This window comes from Plantactinospora sp. DSM 117369, assembly GCF_053764795.1.
This window is the reverse complement of the sequence record NZ_CM132446.1, coordinates 4,575,421-4,594,829: the sequence shown is the minus strand read 5'-3', so window position 1 is coordinate 4,594,829 and position 19,409 is coordinate 4,575,421. Positions and strand designations below refer to the sequence as shown.

14 protein-coding genes and 1 pseudogene are annotated in these 19,409 nt (G+C 71.5%); 9 read left to right on the top strand and 6 right to left on the bottom strand.

Annotated elements, in window-relative coordinates; translation table 11 throughout:
* Positions 1 to 42 precede the first annotated feature (42 nt).
* Together ACSMXO_RS19905 and ACSMXO_RS19900 are read left to right on the top strand one after the other, a co-directional pair.
* Positions 43 to 573 (top strand): DinB family protein, encoded by a 531-nt coding sequence (locus ACSMXO_RS19905; RefSeq protein WP_346257572.1) that lies wholly within the window; start codon positions 43 to 45, stop codon positions 571 to 573.
* A 129-nt stretch (positions 574 to 702) separates the two neighbouring features.
* The gene (locus ACSMXO_RS19900) at positions 703 to 1,536 is read left to right on the top strand and encodes a CPBP family intramembrane glutamic endopeptidase (RefSeq protein ID WP_455418899.1); all 834 of its coding nucleotides are present in this window, start codon (positions 703 to 705) and stop codon (positions 1,534 to 1,536) included.
* Positions 1,537 to 1,858: 322 nt separating this feature from the next.
* Here ACSMXO_RS19900 and ACSMXO_RS19895 read toward each other — a convergent pair whose 3' ends face one another.
* The gene (locus ACSMXO_RS19895) at positions 1,859 to 2,374 is read right to left on the bottom strand and encodes a GNAT family N-acetyltransferase (RefSeq protein ID WP_455418898.1); all 516 of its coding nucleotides are present in this window, start codon (positions 2,372 to 2,374) and stop codon (positions 1,859 to 1,861) included.
* Positions 2,375 to 2,541: 167 nt separating this feature from the next.
* Positions 2,542 to 2,682 (bottom strand): annotated as a pseudogene (locus ACSMXO_RS19890) (helix-turn-helix domain-containing protein); the annotation flags it as partial.
* 198 nt (positions 2,683 to 2,880) lie between these two features.
* Between ACSMXO_RS19890 and ACSMXO_RS19885 the strand changes: the two are divergent.
* The 4 genes from ACSMXO_RS19885 (at position 2,881) to ACSMXO_RS19870 (ending at position 5,138) form a co-directional block, all read left to right on the top strand.
* A complete protein-coding gene (locus ACSMXO_RS19885; protein ID WP_455418897.1) occupies positions 2,881 to 3,087 on the top strand; it encodes a hypothetical protein in 207 nt (68 codons plus the stop codon).
* Between the two features lie 210 nt (positions 3,088 to 3,297).
* Positions 3,298 to 3,792 (top strand): SigE family RNA polymerase sigma factor, encoded by a 495-nt coding sequence (locus tag ACSMXO_RS19880; protein ID WP_346257567.1) that lies wholly within the window; start codon positions 3,298 to 3,300, stop codon positions 3,790 to 3,792.
* Positions 3,789 to 4,604: a hypothetical protein gene (locus ACSMXO_RS19875; protein WP_455418896.1), complete on the top strand. Its 816-nt coding sequence runs from the start codon at positions 3,789 to 3,791 to the stop codon at positions 4,602 to 4,604. The genes ACSMXO_RS19880 and ACSMXO_RS19875 overlap by 4 nt, the downstream gene beginning before the upstream one ends.
* Positions 4,605 to 4,685: 81 nt before the next feature.
* A complete protein-coding gene (locus ACSMXO_RS19870; RefSeq protein ID WP_455418895.1) occupies positions 4,686 to 5,138 on the top strand; it encodes a hypothetical protein in 453 nt (150 codons plus the stop codon).
* A gap of 222 nt (positions 5,139 to 5,360) precedes the next feature.
* Here ACSMXO_RS19870 and ACSMXO_RS19865 read toward each other — a convergent pair whose 3' ends face one another.
* The gene (locus ACSMXO_RS19865; RefSeq protein WP_455418894.1) at positions 5,361 to 6,728 is read right to left on the bottom strand and encodes a Kelch repeat-containing protein; all 1,368 of its coding nucleotides are present in this window, start codon (positions 6,726 to 6,728) and stop codon (positions 5,361 to 5,363) included.
* Positions 6,729 to 7,273: 545 nt separating this feature from the next.
* Here ACSMXO_RS19865 and lepB point away from each other — a divergent pair.
* Positions 7,274 to 8,890, top strand: coding sequence for a signal peptidase I (gene lepB / locus ACSMXO_RS19860; protein ID WP_455418893.1), 1,617 nt, complete (start codon positions 7,274 to 7,276; stop codon positions 8,888 to 8,890).
* Here the strand turns inward: lepB and ACSMXO_RS19855 are convergent.
* Entirely contained in the window at positions 8,805 to 13,292 is a 4,488-nt protein-coding gene (locus ACSMXO_RS19855; RefSeq protein WP_455418892.1) for a caspase, EACC1-associated type, read from the bottom strand. The two genes, lepB and ACSMXO_RS19855, sit on opposite strands and share 86 nt — an antisense overlap.
* Positions 13,289 to 13,738, bottom strand: coding sequence for an effector-associated constant component EACC1 (locus ACSMXO_RS19850; protein ID WP_455418891.1), 450 nt, complete (start codon positions 13,736 to 13,738; stop codon positions 13,289 to 13,291). Before ACSMXO_RS19850 ends, ACSMXO_RS19855 begins: the two co-directional genes overlap by 4 nt.
* 273 nt (positions 13,739 to 14,011) lie before the next feature.
* On the opposite strand from ACSMXO_RS19850, the gene ACSMXO_RS19845 reads away from it, so the two are divergent.
* Positions 14,012 to 14,956, top strand: a complete 945-nt coding sequence (locus ACSMXO_RS19845; protein WP_455418890.1) for a LysR family transcriptional regulator — start codon at positions 14,012 to 14,014, stop codon at positions 14,954 to 14,956.
* 41 nt (positions 14,957 to 14,997) lie between these two features.
* Here the strand turns inward: ACSMXO_RS19845 and ACSMXO_RS19840 are convergent, their stop codons facing one another.
* Positions 14,998 to 17,952 carry an aminotransferase class I/II-fold pyridoxal phosphate-dependent enzyme gene (locus tag ACSMXO_RS19840; RefSeq protein ID WP_455418889.1) on the bottom strand — a complete coding sequence of 985 codons (2,955 nt, stop codon included), beginning with the start codon at positions 17,950 to 17,952 and terminating at the stop codon, positions 14,998 to 15,000.
* A gap of 280 nt (positions 17,953 to 18,232) precedes the next feature.
* Between ACSMXO_RS19840 and ACSMXO_RS19835 the strand changes: the two genes are divergently transcribed.
* Positions 18,233 to 19,312 carry a LacI family DNA-binding transcriptional regulator gene (locus ACSMXO_RS19835; RefSeq protein WP_455418888.1) on the top strand — a complete coding sequence of 360 codons (1,080 nt, stop codon included), beginning with the start codon at positions 18,233 to 18,235 and terminating at the stop codon, positions 19,310 to 19,312.
* The last annotated feature ends 97 nt before the right edge of the window (positions 19,313 to 19,409 follow it).

Sequence of the window (19,409 nt, the reverse complement as noted above, 5' to 3'; positions counted from 1 at the left end):
AACCGCTCGCCCCACCGCCGCCGCGATGCGAGGATCGCCCGGGTGTCGACGTCCCGTTCCGAACTGCTGCGCTGGCAGTTCGACCTGACCTGGTCGCTGTTCGAATACCACCTGGAGCGGCTGGAGCCCGCCCACCTGCTGTGGCAGCCGGCCGCACACTTCTGGACGGTACGTCCGGACGGCGCCGGCCGATGGCGGCCGGACTGGTCGGACACCGAGCCGGATCCGGTCCCGGTTCCCACCGTCGGCTGGCTCAGTTGGCACATCGGGTGGTGGTGGAGCGTGACCGTCGACCACGCACGGGGGCGGACCCCACCGGACCGCGCCGAGGTCGACTGGCCCGGCGACGCCGTGGCGACGGTCGCCTGGTTGCGCGCCCTCCGCGCCGAATGGCTGTCGGTGCTCGACGGACTCACCGAGGCGGACCTCGACGAGACAGCCCCGTTCCCGTGGCAGGGCGACCCGGCGCACACCGTCGCGCACATGGTCGCCTGGGTCAACGCGGAGCTGATGAAGAACGTCGCCGAGCTCGGCCAGCTCCGGCTGCTGCACGACGCGCGGGCGGCGGCCTGACCCTGGTCCCTTCGTGGTCGTCGCCTGCCGGTGCGCCCGATCGGGTGACCGTAGCTCTCAGGTATGACGGCGTCTTTGGCGCCTTGGTGTGACGACGTCCGACGTGGATCGGTGGTTGCGTTCCAGGCCATGGGATCCAAGGGTGTGCTCAGCTATCTCCTCATTGCTTTCGGACTGGCGTGGGCGGCCGTCTTCGTCGCGCACGCGGTGCTCGGCTGGTCGATAGCCGACCCGGTGACCCAGCTGACCATGGGGCTTCCGATGGCGTTCGGGCCGGCGGTCGCGGCCGTCGTCGTACGCCGTTGGGTCACCAGGGAAGGCTTCGCCGACGCCGGCCTGGCGCCGCGTCTGCGGGCCGCGAAACGCTACTACCTGATCGCCTGGATCGGCCCCGTGCTGGTGCTGGCCGTGACCGTCGGCTTGGCCACCGCCCTCGGGCTGTACGAGCCCGACCTGGCCGACCTCCCCGGCCCCGCCACGCTGCTGGTGCTCGTGGCCCCCGTCGTCCTGACTCCGTTGTTCTGGGGTGAGGAGTTCGGCTGGCGAAGCTACCTCCAACAGCGGGTCGGTCGCAGCCCCGCCCGCGCCGCGCTCATCACCGGTCTCGTCTGGGCCGCGTGGCACTACCCGTTGGTCTTCACCGACTACGCCGGCTACGCGAGCCCGCTGCTCGGGATCGTCACCTGGACTCTCCTGATCGTCGCCCAGGCCGTGATCCTTGCCTGGCTGTTCCTGCGCTCCGGCAGCGTCTGGGTCGCTTGCCTTGCCCACGCCGGGAACAACATGGTCATCGGGACGCTCTCCGCCGCCCTGCTGATCGACGCCGGCGGCCTCGACCCGGCATCCGCCGACCTGCTGGGCCTGGTCCCGCTCGCGGCCATCTGTGCCTGGATCCTGCTCACCGGCCGGTTGTCGCCGGCACGTGTAGCGGCCTCCACCACTTCCCGTGACGCCAGGCAATGACACCGATATCGATGTGAGACGCGGACCGGCCAGCGTGCTCAACGCGTCCGGGAGGATGGACAGGTTGCCGATCGCCCGAGCCTGCTCGATTTGCCGGTTGACGATCCGGATGTGGGAGTCGACGTCCCAGACCTCCCACGCCGAGCTGCGACCCGGGGCCTCGCTCGCCGAGCCGCTCGACTCAGGCCCGGGCGAGAGTGCTTCTGATACCTGCTGGTCATCGAGTGGCCGGGTGAGTACGGTCACCACCATCGCCACGCACGACCGGTGGCGGTGTCCTGCCCCGCCCCGGTGGCGTCGCCGGGCCTGAGGCGGGGCCGGATCAGCGGTCGGTCAGGCGTTGGAAGAGGATGTGGTCCTGCCACTCCCCCGCGATTTCGACGTGTGCCCTGGCGACGCCGATCCGGTCGAACCCGTTGCGCCCGAGTACCCGCTGTGACCCGGTGTTGTGCAGCAGTGTTCCGGCCATCACCTGGTGCAGGTCCAGTTCGCCGAAGGCGATGTCGAGGATCAGACCCACCGCCCGGGTCGCGACTCCGCGCCCGTTGACGGACTTCGCCACCCAGTAGCCGAGGTTCGCGGACTGTGCCGGCCCGCGCAGGATCGACGACAGCGTGATCGTGCCGCAGACCTGCCCGTCGTACTCGATCACGCAGCCGTAGCCGGTGCCGCTCTCCCGGTCTGCCGTCGCCTGTTCGAGCCGGGCACGCTGACCGGCGGGGGTGAAGAAGCTCTCCGGCCGGACGGGTTCCCAGGGGGCCAGAAAGCTGCGGTTGGCCAGGTACGCCTCGGCCAGCACGACCGCGTCGTCGACACCGGTGGGTCGAATTCGGATCATGGGAGGATTCTTCCAGCCGGCCCTTCGGCGCTCCGCACGCGCAGGGTCAGCCGGACACGACCCGCAGGCCGTGCGGCCGGCGACGGGGCAGCCGGTCGAGCGCGCCGCCGGTCGCCGCGTCGGCGGGCAGGTAGACCACCAGCCGCTGGTCGTCCTCGGCTGAGGGCGGAGAGGACCTGCGGCGACGGGTGCCGGTCCCGGCCCTGTTCGAGCCGGATGAGGTATTCCACGCTGACTCCGGCGAGCATCGCGACCTCGGCCCGGCGCAGTCCCGAGGTGCGTCGCCGGGGACCCGCCGGCAGCCCCACCTCGACGGAGTGATCACGGTAATGGCGGGACAGGAGGAGCAACCCCAGCTCGTTGTCGCTTACTCGTCGAACCCAACAGCGGTACGGCGCCCGGACGGTATCCCTGTCCCTACCACCATCTGTCCGGCCTTCCTACCCCTCGTCGCGGCCCGCAGAGTCGGTGACGCGGAGATACAACCGCGACCAACTCCCCGGAAGGTGTGCTGTGGCTCCCACTGTGGCTGTGCCGCCCTGGCCACCTATCGGGCGGCGGCGGACGCCATCGTCCTCCCGGTCGGTCCGAAGGGCGGGGTCACCTACGACCCCGAGGTGGGCCTCCTCGGCGCCGGCCCGAGCGCGGAGCTGAAGGGCGGGCTCTTCCTCGACGTGTACCTCGAACTGCTCGGCGTGGTCGCCGCGCGCTGACCGACACCGGCGGAGCACCGTCGACCAGCGCCCCGGGGCTCGACCGGAGGGGATCGACCGGTGTTCGCCGGTGACTTCGGCCCGGTACCGCCGATGGGAGATCAGGACGTGGTTCGGGCTCGGCCGGGCAGGCCGGAAACCTCACGTCGCGACGCAACCTCCCGGGTGGGCATGCGCGTATAACCCGCATGCATTTTCGCGGAGGACCGGGTGAGTGACGGCCATGACTTCGACGACTTCTACCGGAGCACCCGGCAACGCCTGGTCGGATTCGTGTACGTCATGACCGGCGACCTCGCCGAGGCGCAGGACGTCGTCCACGAGGCATTCGTCCGGGCCTGGCAGCGCTGGTCGACCGTGGGCCGGTACGAGGACCCGGAGTCGTGGGTACGCGTCGTCGCCACCCGGCTCGCCATCAGCCGGTGGCGTGGCCTGCGCAGCCGGATCCGGGCACATGTCCGGCACGGTCCGCCCGTGCCGGTAGCCGCGCCGTCCACCGAGACCCTGGAGATCGTCGAGGCGCTGCGACAGCTACCGGAGGCGCAGCGCCGGGCGCTCGCCCTGCACTACCTGTTCGGCCTGAGCGTGGCGGAGACGGCGCGGGAGACCGGCGTACCGGTCGGAACCGTCAAGGCGCGGCTGTCCCGGGGCCGCGCGACGCTGGCGAAGCTGCTGACCGACGAGCCGGAAGGTGCGGTGTCATGACCGACAGGCTGGACGAGCTGGCGGGCCGGCTGGACCGGGAACTGTCCACGCTGTACTGGGCGGAGGCGGCACGGATCCGGCGGCGCGGTACGCGCCGGCGGATCCGTGCCGTGGCGGGCGCGACGCTTGCCGTCGTCGCCCTGCTCGGGAGCGCCTGGACGCTGCTTCGGCCGCAGCCGGTCGGACCGGACGTCGAATTCCAGGGCGACGCGATCCCGATCGAGGCGATGCTGCAACCCTCCGACGTCGGGCCGGACTTCGAGATCGACAACGCGCACACCTATCTGGCCGGGGAGTATCCGACCTGGCAGTTCGCCCAGGAGGACGCGTGCCCCCGGTACGCCTCGCTCAACATCGACGCCTACCGGACGTACCTGTTCATGCGCGGCCAGATCGTGGCCAGGAAGGGCGACGACGAGGGGCACACGTACGTCTTCACCGAGGCGCGACGGTTTCCCGGCGAGGTCGCCCGGCAGGTGATGACCGACGTGACCCGGACGGTCTCGGCCTGCGCGGTCTACCGCACCGCGACCGAGAACTCCACGCCGAGCCGCCCGGCCGAGGCGGAGCGCTCCGCGTCGGTGATCGACCGGAACTTCGCCGGTGAGGAGTCGCTGATGGTCCGAACCCAGATCGACGATCGGGAGACCGCCACCGGAGAGGTGTTCAACCGGCAGGTCGTGCTCGCCGCGGTCGTCCGGGTGGCCGACCTGGTCGCGATCACGAGCTTCTACGTCGAGGATCCGCAGCGCCTGCGGGAGCTGGCGAAACGCACCGCCAGCCGGCTCTGCGTGGCCACCACGGCCTGCTGACGGAGGGGGGTGCGGCCCAGGCTGACGGTCAGCCGCTGCCGCTGCCGGTTGGGGCTCGCCCACTGGGGTTAGCCTGACGACGTGTTGAAGGCCCGCAGGGTGAGCGCGTGGCGCAGCCGATACGAGATCAGTGTCCGGGACCGGGCCGTGACGACCTGGGATAACGCCTTCTGGCGCAACGGCGGCGACTTCGAGTTGGAGGGCCGGCGCTACGAGGTGCGCGGCAACGCCTGGGGAAACCGCTACACCCTGCTCGACGCGGCGGGCGGTGCGGTCGCCTCGGCGGACCGGGTCGGCCGCAAGCGGTGGACGGTCGAGGCCGACGGGCAGACGTACCACTTCCAGCGCGCCTCGCTGTTCAGCAGCGAGCAGGAACTGCACGCCGCCGGCCGTCGGGTCGGCTCGGTGCGGCAGACGAGCTTCTGGCGCGGTGACGTCGCCGCCGACCTGCCGGGCCTGCCGCTGCCGGTGCAAGTCTTCGTCGTCGGCGTCGTGATCACGATGTGGAACCAGCAGGCGGCCGGCTCCGCCTGAGCTCAGACGTGCTCACCAGCGAGACGCACGCAATATCCGAGGTCGATCTGACGGAGGGCGTGCGCGTGTTCGAGAAGGGCCGGCGTCGGCGGGCCGCTCGACGGGCAGCCTGTGCGGTTTCTCTTCGCTGACGTCAGAGGCGTCGCGTACGCCACGCCGGACACGATCCAGCGTGACCCAGATGGCCTCCGCTCGGCGTCTTTCCTTTGTCATGCACGGCGGTCACCTATGACCGGGTCGAAAAGCGTCGTTGACGTCCATCGGTGCTCCGCCGCCGCGGTTGCCGCCGCCGGGCAGGTAGATGCTGTCGCCCACGGCGACCGCCGCGCCGCCGTGGCGGGGAATCGGCATGGGCGCCAGCCGTTGCCAGCGGTCACGGCGAGCGTCGTACGCCTCCGTTTGCGGGAAAACGGTGTTGACGCCGTTGACGACGTTGCCTTCTCCGCCGAAGGTGTAGATGGTGGTCCCGATCACGGCGGTGGCGATGCCGCCTCGGGCGGTGGGCATCGAGGCCCGAGCGTTCCAGCTGCCGCCGCCAAGGTCCAGGGCGAACACGGTGTCACGGACGTTGACCTGCCCGCGGTCGCGTCCGCCGACGACGAACAAGGTGGTGCCGACGACGGCACCGCCGGCGTGGTCGCGGGCCTCCGGCAGGTCAGGCAGCCGTGCCCAGCGGCGGGTGACGACGTCGTAGGAGTTCACTGTCGCCACGGTGTCCTGCAACCCGCCTGGGCCGGGAGTCAGTGTCCGCATCCCGGCGGCAAGGTAGATCTTGCTGCCGGAGACGCCGATGGCCGCGCTGCCCCGCCGGACATCGGCCGGCATCGGCGGCAGCGAACTCCATCGGTTCGTCGCCGGGTCGAACACGAAACTGTTCCCGAGCGCCTCCCAGGACGCGCCACCGGACAGCCCACCGAGGACGTACAACTTGCCACCCACGACTGCCGCGTTCGGATGGTTCATCGCCACCGGCAGCGGCGCGGACCGCCGCCAGCGGTCCCGGCGCGTGTCGTAAACCTCGACGTCGGTGACGGTGACGAGACCACCCGCCCCATCCGGCTTGATCCCACCGACCACGTACACGTCCGAACCGATCGCTACGACGCTGTGCTCCTGGCGCGGCCCGCCCGCGATGGGAGCCAGAGCACGCCAGCCCCGCCCGTAGACCGGCGTGACGGTCGGTCCGACGGTAGGCGCCGCGGCAGCCAGATGTGCCGCATGACCCCCCTCGACGGCTGCTTGCCGCGCGGGTGCCGCATCCTCCGAACCGGCCCGAGCCACGCCGGCCAGGACCGCGAGAGAGAGCGCGACGCTGGCGCCCACAGCAACATAAACCTGTCTCTTGATCATCAATTCCTCCATTGAACCTTTTTCAACCTGGACCGCGCGGCGCTCACGCACCGCGTCCGACCTTGCGGTCCGCCGGACCGCAAGGGGAGGTTGAAAAGGTTCATTGTGAAATCGGCAATTCGTGTTACGCCGTTCGGCGATGCGTTCGGTGGCGCGACCCAGCGACGAGTCGGCGACATCAAAGGGGCGTCCGCGCTGGACGCGCAGGCGCATCGGACGCTTTGCCTGCGGACCGCGCATATGAGGCAGGCTGGTGGTCAGGGGCTGGCGTACCCGGGCAGCAGTTCCGCGCGGCCGCCGCGGTGGTAGAACTCGGCGGACGCGGTCGTTGCCGGCGGGAGATTACTTCGCTGCCGTCGTGGCCTGGGTCGATCTGGGTGGCGGCGGACGTTTGCCGGCGGGCAGATCCACCACCCAGGCGATCTTCGTGTCGGCCGTGATGTGCACCCTCCGAGGAGTCCGCCGTGGGCCTCACGCGGCTGCGCAACGGACTTGGCCGCCTCGTCACCGACAGCCACGCGGACGTCGTCAGGCATGAGCTTCTCCCGGTTGACTGAGCAATCACTCATTCATAGTCGAAGTGTCCACGCCGGTTGCCGGCATAACCAATGCATTGTTCGTATTGGACGTATGCGCAGGACGCATCGTCGCCGCTGATCAGGGCGGTTGGCACGCCTCCTTCTGGCGCGCGCCGGCCGCGACGAGACGCCGGACCGGCCGTGCGGCGGATAAGGTCGGACGGGCGGCTCTGCGAGAACGGGCTGCTTCGGGCGTAGAGTCTGTTCGTGTCACGGACCGGCCTGACCGCGATGTTTCGGGTCGTTATGGCAAGGTTGTCGCGGAAGAGTGGTTTCTTCTGGCTGGTCTGGGGTGCCGTGCCGCTGTGCCTGGGCGGTCTGCTCGGTGGTCTGGCCGGCGTCTTCGCCACCACCCAGTTCAGTTATGTCGCCGGACCTGCCATGGAGCCGGCCCTGCGCTCGGGTGACCACCTCGTCGTTGACGCGGCATCGCCGGTGCGGCCCGGAGACCTCGTCGTGGTCCGGTACACCGCCGACTCGCGCGACTGGTTGATAATCTCGCGGCTCATCGCCGAGGCCGGCGACCAGGTGACCTGCGACGGGCAACAGCGGGTCCGGGTCAACGGCGTGGTCGTCCGGGACTCCGCCGGGGGGCCGCCGAGCGCCGAGCGGGATCCGGACGCCGCGTACATCGCACAGAGCTGCCTGGGCTTCTCCGTCCCCTACCCGCTACCGGAGGGGATGGTGGTGCTGCTCGACGACGGCCGCGGCCTGCTCCGTGCGACCGGGGCGGAGGGAGTCGTGGGTCGCGCGTTCATGGTCGTCGACCCGCGGTGGAAACCCCGATTTCCGGGTACCCCCGACGCGTTTCGGGACCCGAAGCTGGCACGCGCCGACCGGCGGATCCCCGCGCCGACGATCTGGGCGGCCGTCGCGGCGGCCGGCCTGTCCGGCCTGCTGGGTGTGGCCGTGACCGGTGCGGTCCGGTCCGTGCGACGTCGGCATCGCGCGAGCGAGCAGGTCGGGGACCCGTCGGGTCGGCGTCGGACCCGTTGGCCGCGCCTCCTGCGCCTCCGGACGTACGCGCGGCGCGGGTGGACGTTCCGGCTGGTCCTCGTCGCTGCGGCGCTGTGCCTGGGCGGGCTGGTCGGCACCCCGCTCACCGGCAGCTACGCCGAACTGGATGGGTTAGAGGAGAACATGGCCCCTACCCTTCGGCCGGGCGATCGTATCCTCGCCGACCGGGTGTCGTCGCCGCGACGCGGCGACGTCGTGCTGATCCGCGCTTCGGCGATCCGGGCCGCGCTCGGCGGACGGTTGAGCGGGTCGCAGGCGGCTCGTCCGTCACACGTCATGCGGGTGATCGCTTTGCCCGGCGACCGGGTGAGCTGCTGCGACGAGCGGCAACGCCTGGACATCAACGGATGGCCGTTCCACGAGCGGTACGTCACCGCCTCGGCCGCCGAACGCGCGCCCCGCAACGTCGTCGTACCCGCCGACCGGGTGCTGGTTGCTAGCGACAACGGCCGAGAACTGTTGTTGGTGGCGGCCGACGGGATCTCGGGCCGGGTCTTCGCCGTCCTGGCCGACGAGGCGAGGCCGCAGTTCGTCGGTACGCCGAACGCCTACCAGGCGGCTGGCCTGGCGCCGCGCGGCGAGCGGATCGCCACTCCCGTCGTGCTGGCCTGCCTCACCATGATCGGGATCGTCGGCCTGCTGGCACTCGGTGCGATCGTCCTGGTGCGACGGGCACGGCGCTGGCTGAGAGCGGTGGCGGCCGAGGCTGCGACGGCGACGGCTACCCCGGCCGCCGGCGGCCCGTCGGAGGCACCTGCTCGACCCAACAGGTCTCGTGCATCCCAAACCGCTCGCAGACCCGGCTGAACCGCTCGGGGCACACGTTCTCGAACGGTTGGTTCGGCACATATCTCTGCCACCGTTCGGGCCCGATACCCGGATCGACCAGCGCGCACGCCGCCCACTCCGGCTCGGCCAGGATGGTCAGCAACCCGTCGGCGTTCCAGAGTTTCAGCCCGCCCTCGATGTCCACCGAGACAAGGTGTCCACCGGGCGTGAAGGTGACGGCGAAGACCTCCCTGCTGTGCCCGTGCAGCGGAACGACCCCGCCTGCCTGGCCGGGCTCCGCGACCGACATCAGCACGACGGTCCGTCCGGCGCCGGTGGCCAGGACCCGGCCATCCGGGCTGAAGGCGACCGTCTTGCCGCCGTACGGCGCGCTGGACACCATGCGGGGGTGCGCCGGATCGCCGACGTCCCAGACCTCGGTGCCCTCGCCGGTGACGACGGCGAGGAGGCGTCCGTCGCCGCCGAACGTCACAGCCCCACCGGGCGTGGGCAGCGTACCGGCCATCCGGGGACGGAGCCGGTCGGCGATATCCCAGAGCGTAACCTCGCCCTTGCGCTCGGTCACGAAGAGCCGGCTGTCCGGGGAGAACGCCGCCGCGGGAGCGGTGAACGACTCCTCGTTGGTGGTGCCGGCGATGCTCGTCAACGGGCGCGGCTGCCGCGGGTCGGTGACGTCCCACAGCTCGAAGACGGGATTCTCCGGATCCGAGACCGGGTCGTTGACCGCGAGCGTACGACCGTCCGGGCTGAACCGGACCAGCCGCCGGGTCTCGGGAAACAGGTCGGAGGCGCCGCGGGTCGGAAGGGTCCGGAGGAGTCGCGGGTGGCCCCGCCGGGCGGTGTCCCACAGCGTGGTGGTGCCGTCGAGATTCCGTTCGGCGACGGTGCGGCCGTCGGGGCTGATCGCCACCCCCACGACTCCCACCCGGCTGGCGGGCACGGTGGTCGAGACAGCCGTCCGGGCCGGGGCGGCGATGTCTCGGACGGTGGTGTGCACGGCTAGTCCGCCGGTGACCAGGGTATGGCCGTCGGCGCCCAACCCGGCGGTCACGCCGACGCCACCGGCCTCGTAGCTCACCGGAGCCGGATCGGCCGGTCCGAGATTCCACAGGTCCGTCCCGCCGTGCATGCCGCCGGAGGCGATCGAGCGACCGTCCGGAGAGAATGCCAGGGAGGTGACGTCGCCACCCGCACCGCCGAGGGTCGCGGTGACCCGTGGATGTGCCGGGTCGCTGACGTCCCAGAGCCGCACGACCTGGCCGATGCCGCCGACCGCGAGCGTACGACCCCAGCGGCTGAACGCCACCGTCGACACGGTGGAGACGACGGCGGGGTTGGCCAGGTCGCTCACCTGCCTCGGCCGGCGCGGATTCGAGATGTCCACCAGCACGGCCGGTCCGAGGTTCGACGCGATGGCGACCAGTGTGTTGTCCGCGCTGAACGAGGCGCTCTGCCACGGGCTGTTGCTCACCATGGTGATCTCACGCTGGGGCAGGCTCTGCTGGAAGTCGGCCAGGCGTACCGGCCGGGACGGGTCGGCGATGTCCCAGATCGTGTGCCCGCCGCCGTACGTCCCCTCGGTCACCATCAGCCTGCCGTCCTGGCTGATTCCCGCGACCTTGCCGATGCCCCGGCCGAGCGGAGCGGTGTCGACCAGGCGGGCCCCGTCCACCCTGACCAGGACCGGACCGCCGGCGCCGGCGCGGACCCCGGTCCTGCCGTCCGGAGCGAGCGCGAGGAGCCGGCCCCCGACGACGGTACGCGCCCGGTATGGGCGCTTCGGGTCTGAGATGTCCCACCACACCAGAGCGTCGGTGACGTTGTCCCGGTCGGCGCGGTCGCCCACAACGGCCAGCGACCGACCGTCGTCGCTGAACCGGAGGTGGTTCGCGCCGTTCGTCCTGAACTTCACCAGGTGCGGGTCGAGGACGTGGCGGCCCGCGATGGGCCAGACGGACACCGTGTCGTCGTCGTGGGCCATCGCGACCATCGCGCCGTCCCGACTGAAGGCGGTCGCGACGACGTCGGAGTAGCTGGAGTCGACGGCGGGGGTACGCGCCGTTCCGCCGTAGTGCGCGCCGACGAGGGCGGTGACGAGATTGGACCGGTTCTCGGCGGTCCGGGCCAGGCGCAGTGCGGCGAGGTCGAAGGTCAGCGCGGCCTGCGGATCGCTGTCCCTGATCGTGTCGGCCACGGCGAGGAGCTGCCGTACCGTCGCCTCCCGGGCGTTGGCGTCCGCCCTGCCGCGCTGGTCGAACGCGTAACCGATCGCGACGACGGCCAGGATGAGCAGGACGGTCAGGAACGCGATCACCTGGTAGAGCCGGCGCACCTCGGCTCGCCGCCGGTTCTTGCTCGCGGTGAGGAACGCCCGTTCCGGATCAGTCAGCCGGACGTTGTCGTCGGTAAGCCACGGAAGAGCGGCCTCCAGCCGGGCGCCTCCGAAGAGGAGCGAGCGGTCCGCTCCGTCGCGCTCCCACTCGCGGACCGCCTGCCGCAAGCGCGCCCGGGCCCGGAGCGCTTCCCGGTCGTCGTCGATCCACTCCCGGAGCCTCGGCCACGCCTTCAACAGGGCCTCGTGGACGTAGACGGACTCACCGTGCACCGTCACCAGCCGGGCCCGGACGAACGCGTCCAGCACGGTCGCGCCCACTCCGTCCAGGACCAACTCCTGCACGGCGGCGATCCGGGTGGTGTCCTCGCCGTCCTCGGAGGTGAGGACCATCTGTAGGAAGATGTTTCGCGCCGCCCGCTGCCCCGGCTCGTCCAACTCGCGGTAGATGGCGTCGGCCCGGAGGGCGATCGCGCTGTCGATGCCGCCGGCCGCCAGGTAGTCGTTCGCGGTCAACCGCCGGCCGGTGCGCTTCTGCCAGGTCGCGAGGAGCGCGTACGAGAGGTGCGGAAGCACCGCGGCCCGGCGCTCGGACCGTGGGTGGAGGTCGAGGTCGCGCAGGACGACCCGGGTCAGTTCGTCGTCGACGGCGAGCCCGGCCACCCGCGCCGGACCGGTGATCACCTCGCGGAGTTCGTCCGGCGCCATCGGCGGTACGGTCAGCGCGTTGCGCGCCGCGCGGGCGATCTCGGGAAGTTCCAGACAGTGGCCGAGATGGTCGGCGCGGACGCCGAGCGCGACGAGGGCGACCGGCGCGGACTCGTCCGGGCCGATCAACCCGGTCACCGTGGCGACGAACTCCGCCGCCCGGTTCGGATGCTGGATGAACAGATCCTCGAACTGGTCGAGGACGAGCACGAGCTTCCGTCCGTCGAGGAGCCGGCCGACCTCGCGCCGCGGCTCGGTCGCCAGCGCGTGCCGTACCCGCAGGTCGTCCGGATCGTCCCGCCCGGTCAGCGTGGCGAGCTGCTCGGCCAGCAGGTCCATCGGGTCGGCGCGCCCCGGGCCGGCGCCCAGCGTCATGACGAGGTGGACCCAGCCCGCCGAGCCTGGGACACCCAGTGCCCCCTTCTTGATCTCGGGCAGGAGTCCGGCCCGGAGCAGGGAGGACTTGCCCACCCCGGAGGCGCCAACCACGATCAGCGGATCCGCACCGAAGACACGCGTGGAGGCGGCTCGCAGCAGCGTCTCCGTGATCTCGCGGCGGCCGAAGAACAGCCGCTCGTCCGCCGTGTCGTAACCGTTCAACCCCAGGTACGGACAGACCTCCTCGGCGCCGTCGAGATCCTCCGGCGGCGGGTTGTCGAGGCGCGGTGGCCGGTACGCGCGGTTCGGTGCCAGTACGAGCCGGCCCGCGCCGCCCTCGTACCGGGCCACCGGCGCCTGGCCAGCCGGCTGGAGTCGGCCGCGGAGGAGATCGGTCACCCGGGCCAGCGTGAGCTGTGGCGGCCCCTGCGGATCACCCTCGGTCAGGATGCTCAGCAGCTCACCGGTGAACAGGGTGTGCCGGGCCCCCTCGGGGGCGAGAGCCTGTACGGACCGGCGGGTGGAGGCGAGGAGCAGCCAGTCCCCACGAAGGCCGCCGAGGTGGGCCCGGCCCGCGTCGCAGCAGTCGAGCACCACGACGATCGTCGCGGCGCGGCAGTGCCGCAGCGCTCCGGTGACGGCGGCGAACTCCAGCGCCTCCGTCGACGCCCGGGTCCGGGAGATGTCAGCCGTCGCCTGGGTGGCAAGGTACAGCGCGTTCTCGGATACGAGCCCGTGCCCCAGGTAGTACAGCAGGAACACATCCTCCGCCTCGACGGCCGCCTGCCGGATGACGTCGTCCAGCGCGCCGGGATCCGGCGGATCCAGCAGTACGCGGAGACTCTCCGGCCGTACCCCGCAGATCTCCGGATCGAGCAGGCAGCGCTCCAGGTCCGCGATGGAGGTGGCGACCGCCTCGACATCAGGCAGCCTGCCCGGATCGCGGTGGTGTGCCGTGCCGACGACCACCACCCTGGTGGCCGGCGACCCAAGTGACGTCACGTCGCCGGGGCGTCGGTACCGTCCGGACGCTCGGCTCCGCCTTCCAAGCGCTGGGCTCCACCGTCCAGACGCTCCGCGTGGCGCTCCAGCTCGGCCGCCAGCGCCACGGCGTCCAGCTGCCGGATCCGCTGGCCGGACAGCTTGATCTCGGTGGAGTCGTCCGTCCTCCGTACGGTCAGCTCTAGGTCGCTGGTGCGGTCCCGCGAACGGATCCGCAGATAGGTGACCAGGGCAGCTAGCAACGGTGTAAGGGTCTGCGGTTCGAGCAGAATCCGGAGCCCTTCCAGGACCGGTCCGAGGGTGCCGGGATCCGCCGGCCGCTCTACCAGGATGACCCGACCACGGAAGGCGGGATCGTCGACCAATTCCAGTTGAAGGTCCCGCAGGGCGTCGAGGCCGGCGAGCTTATCGTCATCCGACCCCGTCAGGCAGACCCGTAGATCCATCCAGGACTCCATTCCATCAGGAAGAGGGTCACTACCAGCTACGCACAGTTCGGCACGTTAACACACCGCACACAACCGTCCAGGACCACTGGAAACGGGGCGGCGGTGCGGCCACCCCGGTCCATCGGGTTGTTGACAGCCGCGCCACGCGGCGTCCTGCTCCTGCGGTTGAGCACGCTAGCTACCTCGGCAGCGCCACGCCGGAGACCAGGTGGAGGCTGACGTCGCCATTGCGATCCTGGTGCGAGCAGGTGCATACCTATAATGCCTCGGATGCGGGTCACGCATATTGATAGGGTCGACCTCAACCTGCTCCCCGCGCTCATCGCCTTGCTCGAGGAGAGGCACGTCTCCCGCGCCGCACTACGCGCCGGCCTGAGCCAGCCGGCGATGAGCCGGGCTCTCCAACGCCTCCGGCGGACCCTCGACGACGACCTTCTCGTTCGCACGACGAACGGCTACCAGATCACCCCTCGTGGCGAACGGATCCTCGACCGCTTGTCGACCGCGATCCCGCAACTGGAGGACATCTTCGCCGGTGAGGACTTCGACCCCTCCACGACCGCCCAACTGATCAAGCTCGCGGCCTCCGACTACGCTCAGGCGGTGCTCGGGCCGGGCCTCGCCCACAAGATCGCGGCCGGCTCGCCCGGATCCACGTTGCAGTTCCACGCGTGGCACCGCGACATCCTCACCGAGGTGGAGCACGGCGCGGTCGATCTCGCCTTTCTGGGCACCCAGGCGCCGGACCAGCTACGCAGCGAACGACTCTTCACCGACCGCTTCGTCTGCATGCTCTCCGCCGCCCATCCCCTCGCCGATCGGGAAGGCATCGACTTGGAGGAATACCTTGCCTCTCGGCACCTGATCATCGACCTGGTCAACGGCCGGCAACCGGCGATTGACCGCGTCCTCGCCGCACACGGCACCCCCCGCCGGGCCGGGCTGACCCTGCCCCTCCACGCCACCGGCCCGCTCGTGCTCCCCGGCACGGACCTCATCCTGACGATGCCAAGCCGGCTCGTCGGCATCTACGCCGAGACCAGCGCGATCAGGATCCTCGACGCGCCGCCCGAGATCGACACCATGCTGTATTACATGACCTGGCATCCGCGCCTCGACTTCGACCCGGTACACCGCTGGCTGCGGACAACCATCCGGGAGGTGGCAACCGAGCTCGCCGACACCGGGGGAGTTCACCACCGTGACCGTGGCTGATCGAGTGCTCGAAGCAGACCGGCCGCCGCGGTCCCGCGGCTCTACTGGGTATCTCCGAGCTCGGCGGCCAGGGCGTCGACGGCCGCCTCGATCTGGTCGGCGGTGTGTGCCGCCTTGACGAAGAACCGTAGCCGTCCGGCGGCTTCCGGGACCGCCGGGTACACGATCGGTTGGACGTTGATCCGCCGCTCCCGCATCCGCGCGCCGAGCCGGAGGGTCCGGGCCGAGCCGCCGGTGACGACCGGGACGATCGGGGTGCCGGCACCGCCGGTCCGGACACCTCGGGCGGTGGCCCGGGCCCGGAACAGCGCGGCGTTGCGGTGCAGCCGTGCGACCGGTCCGGTGTCGGCGGTCAGCACCCGCACCGCGGCGAGCGCGGCGGCCGCAGCGGCGGGCGGGATCCCGACGCTGTAGACGAAACCGGGCGTGGTGTACCGGAGATAGTCGACCAGCTTCGCGCGGCCCGCCACGTACCCTCCGCAACTGGCCAGCGCCTTGGACAGGGTACCCATCCAGAGGTCGACGTCGGTGGGCTCCACCTGCCAGTGCTCGCCGGCGCCCCGGCCGGTACGCCCGAGCACGCCGATGCTGTGTGCCTCGTCCAGATAGAGCAGGAAGCCGTACCGGCGGCGCAGCCGGACCAGTTCCGGCAGGTCGGCGAGGTCACCGTCCATGCTGTAGACGCCCTCCACCGCCACGACGACCCGCCGGTACCGGCCCGCGTCGGCGTCGAGGATCCGGCGCAGCGCGGCCAGGTCGTTGTGCGGAAAGCGCCGGCGGGTCGCGCCGGAGAGCCGGATGCCGTGCACGATGCTGTCGTGCGCGAGCGCGTCGTGCACGGCCAGGTCGTCGGGCCCGAGCAGATGGCCCAGCACGCTGAGGTTCGTGGTGTAGCCGCTCACCATCGCCAGCGCGTCCTCGGTGCCGAGCAGCCGGGCCAGCTCGGTCTCGAGTTCGCCGTGCAGCGGCCGTTCGCCGGAGGCGACCCGACTGGCCGAGACCGAGGTGCCGAACCGCGCCACGGCCCGCTGTGCGGCCGCCACCACCCGTGGGTCGGTGGCCAGGCCCAGGTAGTCGTATCCGGAGAAGTCGACCAGCTCGACCCCGTCGACCGTGGTGGTCGCGCCGAGCGCACCGTCGTGCGCGACGAAGTACGGGTTGGGCAGGCCGAGTTCGTCGAGCAGGGCGCGGCGATGCGCGAGGGCGGCCAGCTCCGGCAGCGCTCCGGCCCCGGCATCGGGACTGGGCAGTGCTCCGGCACCGGCACCGGAGCCGGGCCGCGGGCGGTCCCGGGCCGCCAGCGAGGCGTGCAGGTCGGCGATGGTGGTGTCCCGGCCGAGCAGTTCCGCGGGCAGCTCACCGGCGAGGTCGTACCGCTGCGCCAGCTTCTCCTCCAGCTCCGCCAGCATCAGGGAGTCGAACCCGAGGTCCGCGACCAGGGACTGCCCGGCGCGCAGCGTATCGCGCGGATGGTCGCTGACCGAGGCGATCGCCGCCAGCAGGTCGTCGTCCGGCGGGTGGGCCGGGGTCGGCACGCCCGCCGCCGGAGTGGGCCGGCCCCGGCCGGGGTCCGGTCCCGGGGTCACCGCCCACAGCGCCCGCCCGGACCCACCGGTGGGCGCCGGTCGGGCGGCCAGCGCACCGGGCCGGCCCTGCTCGAGTACGACGTGCACGTTGGTGCCGCCGAAGCCGAACGAGTTGACCGCGGCCCGCCGGGGAACGTCCGGCGCGGCGGGCCACGGGCGGGACCGGCCGACCAGCCGTAGCGCGCCGAGTCCCGGGACGGGCTCCTCGCAACCGACCTGCGGCGGTACGACGCCGTGCCCGAGCACGAGGAGCGCCTTGACCAGACCGGCGATGCCGGAGGCCGACATGGCGTGCCCGATGTTGGCCTTGACCGACGACACGTACGGGTCGGCGTCCTCGCCGAACACCGCGCGCAGCGCGGCCAGCTCGACCGCGTCGCCGGTCGGGGTGGCCGTGCCGTGGCACTCGACGAACCCGATCCCGGACGGCTCGATCCCCGCGTCGTCGTATGCGCGGCGCAGGGCCGACACCTGTCCCGCCAGGCGCGGCGTCATCGGCCCGTCGGCCCGACCGTCGTTGGCGCACCCCACCCCCCGGACCACCCCGTGCACCCGGTTGCCGTCCCGGAGCGCGTCGTCGAGCCGCTTGAGCAGCACCACGGCCGCCCCTTCGCCGAGCACGAACCCGTCCGCCCGCTGGTCGAACGGCCGGCACACGCCGGAGCGGGACAGGGCGCCGATCCGGGAGAACGCGACCAGGTTGTCCGGGACGAGGTTCAGGTACACCCCACCGGCGACGGCCAGGTCGCAGCGGCCCGAGCGCAGGTGTCCGACCGCCTCGTGCACCGCCAGCAGCGACGACGCGCAGGCGGCGTCCACCACCAGGCTCGGCCCGCGCAGGTCGAAGACCGAACTCACCGTGGCCGCCGCCATGTTCAACATCGATCCGGCCATGGTGAACGCCCGCATCGGCACCACTCCACCCACCGCCGCCTCGGCCAGCGCCGGGTCCAGCGGCTCGCCGAGGTCACCGGCCGCCATCTGTCCGGCCCGGAGCCGGCTGGTCAGCAGTTCCCGGTATTCGCTGACCGAGGCGCCGACGTAGACACCGGTCCGCTCGACGGGCAGTTCCGGCAGGGCCGCGTCCCGCAACGCGGCGTCGGTCAGGGCGACCAGTAGCCGCTGCTGCGGATCGGTCACCTCCACCCGCCGGGGCGCCAACCCGTACCGCTGGCCGTCGAAGGTCCGCACGTCGGACAGGTGGGCGACCACGTCGGTGTACGCCGAGTCGGCGTGCCGCGGATCGTCGGGCCGATGCAGGTACTCGTGCCGCCAGCGGCCGGGCGACACCCGCGCGGTGGCCACCCGACCGTCCCGGACCAGCGCCCAGAACCCGTCGACGTCGTCCCCTCCCGGAAAGCGGCACGCCATACCCACCACGGCGACTGCCGAACGCTCCCCCCAGGTCACGTCTCAAGTAGACCGCACGCGGCTTTCAGCCGGCTAACACCGGCTCGTGCCTTCGGGCGTCCGGTCGACTCGGTCGGGCGCACCGGGAGGCGGGTCCGCCCGGGTGGTCGACCGGTGTGGTGGGGTCGGCCGAAGCCACATCCGAAAACCTTTTCGGAAGACAGCGAGTAGACCGCCCGGCTGCCGACCCTTCCCACGAAGGGGCAAATTGCGGCGTAGTGGGCCTAGACTACAATCCTGGTTGCTCGGCCTTTTCGAAAGACGCTCCGAAAGGATTTCGGTGGTCAGACAACGCTCTCAATCAGTGACCCTGACCGACGTGGCGCGGCGGGCCGGGGTCTCGGTGGCCACCGCATCCAAGGCGCTGAACGCCCGGGACGAGGTCGCCCCGGCCACCCGCCGCCGGGTCCTGGAGGCGGCCGAGGAACTCTCCTTCCACCCCAACGCCCTGGCCAAGGGGCTGATCTCGGGACGCACCCGGACCATCGGGCTGCTCACCGACGAGCTCGGCGAGCGGTTCGCCTTCCCGGTGCTGCTCGGCATCGAGAACGCGCTCGGCAACGAGCAGATGTGCGTACTGCTCTGCGACGCCCGGGGGGACGTGATCCGGCGCCGGCACTACATCCGTACGCTGCTGGCCCGCCAGGTGGACGGCTTCATCATCCTGGGCGACTCGAACGACATCCGCCCCTCGCTGACCCGGGACATCCCGGTCCCGGTCGTCTACGTCTACGGCGAGTCCGACGACCCGAACGACCTCTCCGTGCTCGCCGACGACGCCGGTGGGGCACGGCTGGCCGTGGAGCACCTGGTCGCCCTCGGCCGCCGCCGGATCGGGCACATCACCGGCCCGGAGACCTACCGCGCCGCCCGCGACCGGGTGACCGGCCTGCACGCGGTGCTGGCCGAGGCGGGCCTGCCGCTGGCCGGCGGCGACCCGCTCTACGGCGAGTGGTCCCAGCGCTGGGGCCGGCATGCCGGCCGGATGCTGCTCACCGCCGATCCGGACATCGACGCGGTCTTCTGCGGCAACGACCAGATCGCCACCGGGGTCGCCGAGACCCTGCTCGACCTCGGCCGTCGGATCCCGGACGACGTGGCCATCGTCGGGTACGACAACTGGGAGGTCTTCGCCGCCGACTGCCGGCCGCCACTGACCACCGTGGACCTGAACCTGCAACAGCTCGGCGCGACCGCGGTCAAGCAGCTCTTCGCCGCGCTGGACGGCGAACGGGCCGCCGGGGTGATCCGGCAGCCCTGCCGGCTGGTCGTCCGGGAGTCGACCGGCCCGGTCGCCTCGCTCGGCGCCGCCCGCGCGGCCGCCCGGACCGACGCGGTTACCCAGACCGACCGCGGATAGTCCCGCCGGGCGCCGCCGGCCCGGTCAGGCGGGCAAAAACCGATAACAGGGGACCCTTCCGCACCCGTGGGGGCATGCTCAGGTGGTGGGCGGGGAA

Coding starts and splice junctions, on each gene's coding strand:
- ACSMXO_RS19895 (WP_455418898.1), bottom strand. CDS start 2,374: ATGATCCGAATTCGACCCACCGGTGTCGACGACGCGGTCGTGCTGGCC.
- ACSMXO_RS19875 (WP_455418896.1), top strand. CDS start 3,789: ATGACCGACAGGCTGGACGAGCTGGCGGGCCGGCTGGACCGGGAACTG.
- ACSMXO_RS19900 (WP_455418899.1), top strand. CDS start 703: ATGGGATCCAAGGGTGTGCTCAGCTATCTCCTCATTGCTTTCGGACTG.
- ACSMXO_RS19845 (WP_455418890.1), top strand. CDS start 14,012: ATGCGGGTCACGCATATTGATAGGGTCGACCTCAACCTGCTCCCCGCG.
- ACSMXO_RS19850 (WP_455418891.1), bottom strand. CDS start 13,738: ATGGATCTACGGGTCTGCCTGACGGGGTCGGATGACGATAAGCTCGCC.
- ACSMXO_RS19865 (WP_455418894.1), bottom strand. CDS start 6,728: ATGCGCGGTCCGCAGGCAAAGCGTCCGATGCGCCTGCGCGTCCAGCGC.